We start from the raw sequence: 8,183 nt of genomic DNA, 5'->3' as shown, positions 1-8,183 counted from the left end.
AACGATTCCATACTTCTCGTACAGTTCATCAAGGATGAACATGCGCCTGACATGGAAAATGTGGCGGATATTGCACCTCTTGGCGCAAAGGCTCGTTTTCGGGCAATACTTCTGACCTCGTTGACGACGGTTGCAGGGATGTTGCCACTGCTGTTCGAGACCAGTCCTCAGGCACAAATTCTGATACCGCTGGTGACGTCGATCACCTTCGGCCTGATCGGTACAACCTTGATGATCGTTTTCACGGTCCCGGCCTTCTACACGATCCTGGACGATTTCGGACTGACGTCCCTTGCAGCCGAACGCAAGGCGCACAACAAAGCTGAAATGTCACCCGAGGGACATGTGAAAATTTCCGAAACCAGCTGACTTTGACTGTTTCAAAACGAAAAAGGGTCCTCGCCTTGAGGACCCTTTTTGAATTTCGATTGCCGTCTCGGCAATAGGCCTAGTCGAACAGCTTGTCGATATCGGCCTGGGCATCGCCCAGCAGAGCGTCGATGTCGTCCTGGGAAACGCCTTCGCCGGTATGTTGCGGACCGTGCAGAATGAGTTCGCGCTTCCGGCGCTCTTCTTCACTCTCTTCCAAGGCAGCATCGAGTTCCTCAGGAATGCGCAGATGCTCAATGAAAGATGTCACGCGCTCGTCGATATAGCGCAGTGTCGAAACCACCTTCGAGATCCGCTGACCGGTAATATCCTGGAAAGTGCAAGCCTCAAAGATGCCGATCATTTTGTTGCTGACCAGTTCCTGATAAGCTTCGGCATCGCTGGTATCGGCGCCCATTATCTCTTCGGCCGCTTCCATGATCGAGTTGGTGGCTTCTTCCGTAGCCTCAACGATCGCATCCAGCTCGCGCCCCGCATCGGGGATCTTGTTGCCGGTCATGTCGTTCGCGCGCAATTGGGAGATTTCCTCCTTCATGCGTCTGATTTCCTTGGCAATGGAAGTCAGCTCTTCGGTCACAGCCGGCTGTACAGTCGACAGAAAGTCATACATCGATCCCGACATGACTTCCGCCAGATGCATCACGTCGGTCAGAGAAACTTCACCGTCGCGGTTCTTGTTTTCTTCCAGGAAATCAATAACGCGCGCGACGTTTTCCTGTTTCATGTTGGCCATCAGGTCTAGCCTCTCCATAGTGAAAGCACCCTCCGAATGTTCGGAACCAAAGTCCCGACAATTACTTTCCGGATACACCCAGACAGACCCGGCCTGTCATTTGGACAGAACCGTGCCGACCGAGAAGGTCCGTCTTGCACCGGCGGAGAAGCGCCTAAACGCGTCCTCCGCCCGATACAGGAAATTAATCGGAGAAGACTGCCTCAATCTTGCCTTTCAACGTCTGTGCGTTGAACGGCTTGACGATGTAGTTGTTCACGCCGGCTTTTTTCGCCGCGATCACGTTTTCTGTCTTGGATTCTGCAGTCACCATGATGAAAGGTGTCTTGCTCAGTCCGGAATCCGCACGAACCTGTTTGAGAAGTTCGTAGCCGGTCATCGGCTCCATGTTCCAGTCTGAAATCACCAGGCCGTAACGGCGCTGTTTCATTTTTTCCAATGCTTCGGTGCCGTCCGCGGCGTCGTCGATGTCCTCGAAACCGAGCTGTTTCAGCAGGTTCCGAATGATGCGAATCATCGTCTTGTAGTCATCGACCACGAGGACCGGCATCTGAAGATCAAGGGCCATTGTCTACTCCATACTGTCAATTTGCGCGGCCCCTGGCCGTGGGCCGGTGGAAACGCGTTATGACTTTGAAGGAGAGCGACACTCATCGTGTCCTCACCTCCCCACACTTGAAGCAATTTACCCGCGGCCCCTGAAAAGACCGTTAATAACAAGCACTTTTTTTATTCGCCCAAAGCACAATTGCCAGAAAACCTTGCGAAGCCTAGCGTCTGCAGCGGGCAAAAAAGGTAATTCTGGACGGAAATCGCAATGCTTGAGCTGCAAAAACTGTGTTTTGAAGATCTGAAAACCGGAATGAGTGAAGAACTTGTAAAACACGTCAAATCATCAGACGTTGTCGGTTTTGCGGAAGTATCCGGTGACCGGAATCCGATTCATCTTTCTGAACACTTTGCCGCAAGAACTCCATTCAAGACGCGGATTGCGCACGGACTTTATACAGCAAGCCTTATTTCCGCTGTCCTCGGCACCCGACTTCCGGGCCCAGGTGCGATTTATCTTTCGCAGACCCTCAACTTCAAGGCGCCGGTCAAGATCGGTGACGACGTCAAGGTGACAGTCACGGTGGAAGAACTTATGGAGCGTGGCAACCGCGCCCGTCTTTCCTGTATCTGCAGTGTGGGAGACACGGTGGTGCTTGAAGGTGAAGCGCTTGTAAAAGTTCCCAGCCGGGACGAAGACAGATCGGGTCTGTGACTTAAGCTTGGGCTTGTCGATAAATCGCCAACCAATTCTCAAGCTTGACCTTTGCGGATCTTGGCGGCAGGTTCCACGCCTGTGCGGTATCTCACCTTCGTGTGAGCATGCGCCTGCTGCCGTCTTCCCTTGAGCCTATCCGGCCGACACGTTTCGCGAAGGTTTGTCGCATGAGCCTGTCTCAACCCTCGAAGTTTTTGATTGCCGAGAATCTGGATGATTTTCCGGAGGATCTGAAGGGCGGCATCGTCGCAATCGGAAATTTTGACGGCGTACACAGAGGCCACAGAGCCGTTCTGGATGCGGCGCTCGGTCTTGGGCACGGTACCCATCATCCCGTTTTCGCAATGACCTTCGAACCCCATCCGCGCACCGTTTTCAATCCATCGAAACCGGTTTATCGGCTGACGCCACCGGTGCAAAAGGTCGATATCCTCAAGGAATGTGGCCTCGACGGTGCGCTGATTCTGCCATTCACACGTGAATTTGCGGGGATCGAGGCCAATGCCTTCGTGCAGGATATCCTGATCGACACACTCGGTATTTCTCACGCGGTGACGGGATACGATTTCCATTTTGGCCGCGCGCGCCAGGGTACACCGGACTATCTGCGGTCGGCCGGAGCAAATCACGGGTTCGGCGTTACAATCGTACAGCGAGAAGAGGACGAAGGCGCAGAAGTCATATCCTCCACCCGCATTCGAGATTGCCTGGCGCATGGCGAAATTGCCCACGCCAATGGCCTGCTAGGCTACCGCTGGTTTTTCGAATCGGAGGTGCAGCATGGCGACAAGCGCGGCCGAGACCTCGGATATCCGACCGCTAATCTGCGTATGCATGACAACTGCCCGCTCCGCCAGGGTATTTATGCGGTTAAGGTGAAGACCCGTGACGGTTGGTACGACGGCGTGGCCAGCTACGGTCGCCGTCCGACCTTCGACAACGGCTCAACTTTGTTCGAGGTCCACCTGTTCGACTTCAGCGGCGACCTCTACGGACAGGAACTCAGAGTCCACCTGGTTTCTTACCTTCGCGGCGAAGAAAAGTTCGACACGGTCGATGCACTGGTTGCCCAAATGAACAAGGACAGCGAAGAAGCCAAGGCGGCGCTTGCATCTCTTCAGCCCCTGTCGGAAGTCGACATGAAATTGCTGGAACTTGCTGAGTGACCGGGGGCAACAGGTCATCAACCGTCGATCAAAACCCGCTCCTGGCCATTCTCCTGATGACAGTTGCGATGCTGATCGTTCCGGTGATGGACATCATCGCGAAATACCTGTCAGCGTCTCTTCCTGCGCTTGAAATCACCTTTGGCCGGTTTCTCTTTCAGTTCCTGATCTGCCTTACCCTTGCACTTGTCAGCGGACGGCTGAAACGGCTCAAAGGCGATCAACCAGTCATCAATTACTTACGTGGAATTCTTCTGGCGCTGGCGTCGCTCAGCTTCTTTACGGCCGTGAAATACATGTCCGTGGCCACAGCCATTTCGATCTTTTTCGTCGAACCGATGATCCTGACGATACTGGCTGCGCTCATCTTGAAGGAACAGGTCGGCATCCGCCGGATCGGTGCGATTGTTGTCGGTCTTGTGGGGGCAATCGTCATATTGCGTCCCAACCTTGCCGAAATTGGATTGGTCAGCCTGCTGCCGGTTTGCACCGCTGTGTTGTTTTCCTTCTACCTGCTGCTCAACCGGCTCTATCCGGTGACCGACGATTTGCTGACGATCCAGTTCAGTGCAGGCCTTTCCGGTTCATTGTTGCTTGGCGGGGCGCTCTTATTCGGATTGTTTGCACAGGTGGACGGTATGGAATTCGTGGCACCGACCGGTTTCCAGGTCAGCCTGCTGATGATTGTCGGATTGATTTCCTTTACCGCACACGGCCTTGTCGTTGCCGCCTTTCAACGCGGGACGGCCAGCCTGTTGGCGCCGCTGCAATATATCGAGATCGTCAGCGCGACCCTGTTCGGTTATCTGGTGTTCTCGGACTTTCCGGATCGGCTGACGTGGTTCGGAATCGCCCTGATCATTTCAAGCGGTCTTTACATCGCCCATCGCGAACGCAAGCGGAAATCAGAAGATCAGGCAGACACGGTGCCAGAAATCTGATCGCCATGGCCAGACGGCCGACTGTCATCCACTTGAGCTTTCAGCCGCCGCATGCCCAGCCACAGGATCAGCCACGGCAGAAGCGGTGCAACGGGAATGCCCAGCCAGATTGCAATCGGACCCGTTGACGCTGAAAGACCGATGACAACCGCAAGAAGGGCTTTCTCGTAAGGCAGAAAGCCGTTTTTCAGCCCCTCCCGGATCAGAAATGCACAAGGAACGATCAACAGGGTGAGATCATAGGAAAGTGCAAAAGGTGTTGCCAGAAGTGTTCCCCCGAGCAGAACGGGCGCTCTTACAGCCATGCTTCCTGACCTTCGCCAGGCGGTCCAGACACAGGCAAGCGCGCCAATTCCGGCAACGATCTGGATGACATAGGCTGGAACGTTCCCCAATCCGAACTGACGGGCACTGGCATAGACCGAAATCATTTTCGTCCATTCGACATTGCCCTGCTCCATCACGGCGGTTGCGACCGGGGCCTGAAGCCAGAAAACCTGCCAGACACCAATGCCAAGGAAGGCAACGCTTACCGCTGCAAAGACAAGAGTGGTCACAGATGCGCTGATAAATGTCCGCCAGTTCAAACTCGCAATCAGGGCGATCGGAACAAGAATTCCCAGCTGCGGCTTAATGGTCAGGATGCCGAGCGCGAGTCCAGCAAGGAACATCCGGTTCCGTTCCACACCGACGAGCACCAGACCGTAAAGCGCCGCGGTCAGGGCTGCATTTTGGCCGTGAAAAGCGTTGTTGGCGCAGGCCGGTATCAATATGAGGCAAGCCGCAAGTAGCCATTTGCCGGTAATCAGCCGGCAGGTGAACCAAAGCAGACCTGTCGTCAGTGCAACAAAGGCGGCAAAGGCAACCCTGTATGGCAGGAGGGCGAAAACGCTTTGCAGGAGCTGAAAGGTGGGCGGATAAAAGAAGCCGAAAAACTTGTCGGAACCGGACAATTGCTTTTGAATTTCCGCAAATTCAATCGGAACATAGGGTAAGTCAGGCGTTCCCAGAAGCGCCTGCTTTCCGGCAAGCCAGAAGCTCAAATAGTCCATCATCAGCGTGCCGTTGGGCGACCTGAATGTGTTGGGAACAAGCAGCATCCAGGCAAATCCGAGCGCAAATCCGATGGCGGAGCATAGACAGGCAAAACCGATACGGTCCCAGGTGAACCAATCACCAGAGCGGACAGCGCGAAACCAAAGGCTTTGCGTCTGGTTCTGGTTCGAAAGGTTTGGTTCCTCGAACGCGTTGCCTTGACTTTCCATCATGGAGGTTGACCGGTCCTGTGTCTTCGCTTTGCTCAGGTCCAGCAGGCTAACTGCAGGTTATCTATATTCGGTTACCTGCCGGCCCGTTTTGCAAGATCGCCCCGAGTATCTTGGCAGCAGTTGAGCTTTGCGCGGCGATCTCAATACCCCCTTTATTCATTTCGCAAGTGCTGCTATGTCCCTTGCCATGCAAAATCAGGCTCTCATAATCATCGGCAAAGCGATGACCGCGATTACGCGAATTACTAGCCCGGCCTTCGGCTGACGCGCGCACCGCGGCGCCAGGGACCGGGATCCTCCTGTATTGATTGCAGCCTGGTGACAGGCTTGCAGACACCCTTAAATGTGATTTCGGGCGCCGCCCGAACGACCGGATCGACTTGACGATGACCGAGACAGATAAACGCGACTATTCCAAAACGATCAACCTGCCACAGACCGAGTTTCCAATGCGCGCAGGACTTCCGAAGAAAGAACCGGAAATCCTTGCACGTTGGGAAAACCTGGAAATCTACAAAAGGCTGCGCGAACAGGGTAAGGACCGGAACAAATTCGTTCTTCATGACGGCCCTCCCTATGCCAACGGCAACATCCATATCGGCCATGCGCTCAACAAGACCCTGAAGGATATCGTCACCCGCTCCATGCAGATGATGGGCTATGAGAGCAACTACGTTCCGGGTTGGGACTGCCACGGGCTGCCGATCGAATGGAAAATCGAAGAGCAGTACCGCGCCAAGGGTAAAAACAAGGACGAAGTTCCGATCAACGAATTTCGCCAGGAATGTCGCGAATTCGCCGAGCATTGGGTCGATGTCCAAAGCAAGGAATTCAGGCGTCTCGGCATTGAAGGTGATTGGGACAACCCATATCTGACCATGCGTTTTGAAAGTGAAGCGGTTATTGCCCAGGAGCTGATGAAGTTTGCCATGTCCGGGCAGCTTTACCGCGGTTCCAAGCCCGTCATGTGGTCGGTCGTTGAAAAAACCGCACTCGCTGAAGCCGAAATTGAATATCAGGACCACAAGTCCGACATGATCTGGGTGAAATTCCCGGTCGTGACAGCAGGTGGCAGCGACCAAGTGGCAGTGGACCAGCTTCTGGACGCATCGGTCGTTATCTGGACCACGACGCCATGGACGATCCCGGGCAACCGCGCGGTATGCTTCTCTTCGCGTATCGGCTACAGCCTCTATGAAGTGACACAGGATGGCCTGCCGGACGACAACTGGGTCCAGAAGGGCGACATGCTCATCCTTGCTGACGCACTGTCGGATGACGTCTTCAAGAATGCCCGTATCACCGAATTCAAGCGCGTACGCCCGGTCACGCCGGATGAGCTGGCAACCCTGACCCTGGCTCATCCGCTGGCAGACCTTGATCTTGGCGGATACGAATTTGACGTGCCGCTGCTGGACGGTGATCACGTTACCGATGATGCCGGTACCGGTTTCGTGCATACGGCACCAGGACACGGTTCGGACGACTTTGAAATCTGGATGGAGAGGCGTGCCGAGCTGGAAGAGCGCGGCATCAACACTGCTATTCCCTTCACCGTTGCCGATGACGGTTTCTATACAAAGGACGCGCCTGGTTTCGAGGGTTACGAAGTCATCACCCACAAAGGTGAAAAGGGCAAGGCCAACAAGGCTGTCATCGAAAAGTTGAAGGAAAGCGGCAACCTGATCGGTCTCGGTCGCCTCAATCACTCCTATCCGCATTCCTGGCGTTCCAAGAAACCGGTGATCTTCCGCAACACACCGCAGTGGTTCGTTTATATGGACAAGACCCTGTCGGGCGAAGGCGACACGCTGCGGACCCGGGCTCTGAACGCCATCGACGAAACCCGGTTCGTTCCGGGCAGCGGTCAGAACAGGCTGCGCTCAATGATTGAGAACCGCCCTGATTGGGTCCTGTCGCGCCAACGCGCATGGGGTGTACCGATCACCGTGTTCATCAACAAGGACACTGCGGAGATCCTGAAGGACGAAGCTGTCAATCAGCGCATCTACGACGCCTTTGTCACGGAAGGTGCCGATGCCTGGTACGCTGAGGGCGCAAAGGAACGATTCCTCGGCAATGATCACGCAGCCGAAGAATGGGACATGGTCACCGATATCCTGGATGTCTGGTTCGATTCCGGCTCCACGCATGCTTTCGTCATGGAAAAGCGCGACGACCTGAAACCTAAGCGCAAGGGTGAAGGCGGTGACGACTATGTTCTTTATCTAGAAGGATCGGACCAGCATCGCGGCTGGTTCCACTCCTCGCTTCTGGAAAGCTGCGGTACACGAGGCCACGCGCCTTATGATGCGGTTCTGACCCATGGGTTCACCATGGCTGAAGACGGACGAAAGATGTCCAAATCGCTTGGCAACCAGGTGTTTCCTCAGGACATCATCAAACAATACGGCGCCG

The 8,183-nt window shown here is 54.8% G+C and carries 8 protein-coding genes; 5 read left to right on the top strand and 3 right to left on the bottom strand.

Annotated features, from left to right (window positions below; translation table 11 throughout):
• Nucleotides 1-369 (top strand): efflux RND transporter permease subunit (locus K5905_RS21440; protein WP_297587529.1); only part of this gene is annotated, 369 nt, incomplete at its 5' end.
• Nucleotides 370-448: 79 nt separating this feature from the next.
• Here K5905_RS21440 and K5905_RS21435 read toward each other — a convergent pair.
• Together K5905_RS21435 and K5905_RS21430 are read right to left on the bottom strand one after the other, a co-directional pair.
• Entirely contained in the window at nucleotides 449-1,123 is a 675-nt protein-coding gene (locus K5905_RS21435; RefSeq protein ID WP_297587527.1) for a protein phosphatase CheZ, read from the bottom strand.
• 184 nt (nucleotides 1,124-1,307) lie between these two features.
• Nucleotides 1,308-1,691, bottom strand: a complete 384-nt coding sequence (locus tag K5905_RS21430) for a response regulator (protein WP_297587525.1) — start codon at nucleotides 1,689-1,691, stop codon at nucleotides 1,308-1,310.
• A gap of 249 nt (nucleotides 1,692-1,940) precedes the next feature.
• Between K5905_RS21430 and K5905_RS21425 the strand changes: the two genes are divergently transcribed.
• From K5905_RS21425 to K5905_RS21415, 3 genes are all read left to right on the top strand, one after another.
• Nucleotides 1,941-2,387: a MaoC family dehydratase gene (locus tag K5905_RS21425; protein WP_297587523.1), complete on the top strand. Its 447-nt coding sequence runs from the start codon at nucleotides 1,941-1,943 to the stop codon at nucleotides 2,385-2,387.
• 170 nt (nucleotides 2,388-2,557) lie between these two features.
• Nucleotides 2,558-3,556: a bifunctional riboflavin kinase/FAD synthetase gene (locus K5905_RS21420; RefSeq protein ID WP_297587520.1), complete on the top strand. Its 999-nt coding sequence runs from the start codon at nucleotides 2,558-2,560 to the stop codon at nucleotides 3,554-3,556.
• Nucleotides 3,553-4,497: a DMT family transporter gene (locus K5905_RS21415; RefSeq protein ID WP_297587517.1), complete on the top strand. Its 945-nt coding sequence runs from the start codon at nucleotides 3,553-3,555 to the stop codon at nucleotides 4,495-4,497. The genes K5905_RS21420 and K5905_RS21415 overlap by 4 nt, the downstream gene beginning before the upstream one ends.
• Here K5905_RS21415 and K5905_RS21410 read toward each other — a convergent pair.
• The gene (locus K5905_RS21410; RefSeq protein WP_297587515.1) at nucleotides 4,470-5,765 is read right to left on the bottom strand and encodes a glycosyltransferase family 87 protein; all 1,296 of its coding nucleotides are present in this window, start codon (nucleotides 5,763-5,765) and stop codon (nucleotides 4,470-4,472) included. The genes K5905_RS21415 and K5905_RS21410 overlap by 28 nt on opposite strands.
• 386 nt (nucleotides 5,766-6,151) lie before the next feature.
• Here K5905_RS21410 and ileS point away from each other — a divergent pair.
• On the top strand, nucleotides 6,152-8,183 hold a 2,032-nt coding region (ileS, locus tag K5905_RS21405), incomplete at its 3' end, for an isoleucine--tRNA ligase (protein ID WP_297587512.1).

The sequence above is a fragment of the Roseibium sp. genome, assembly GCF_025698965.1.
Taxonomy (GTDB): Bacteria; Pseudomonadota; Alphaproteobacteria; order Rhizobiales; family Stappiaceae; genus Roseibium.
This window is presented reverse-complemented; position numbering and strand designations above follow the sequence as displayed.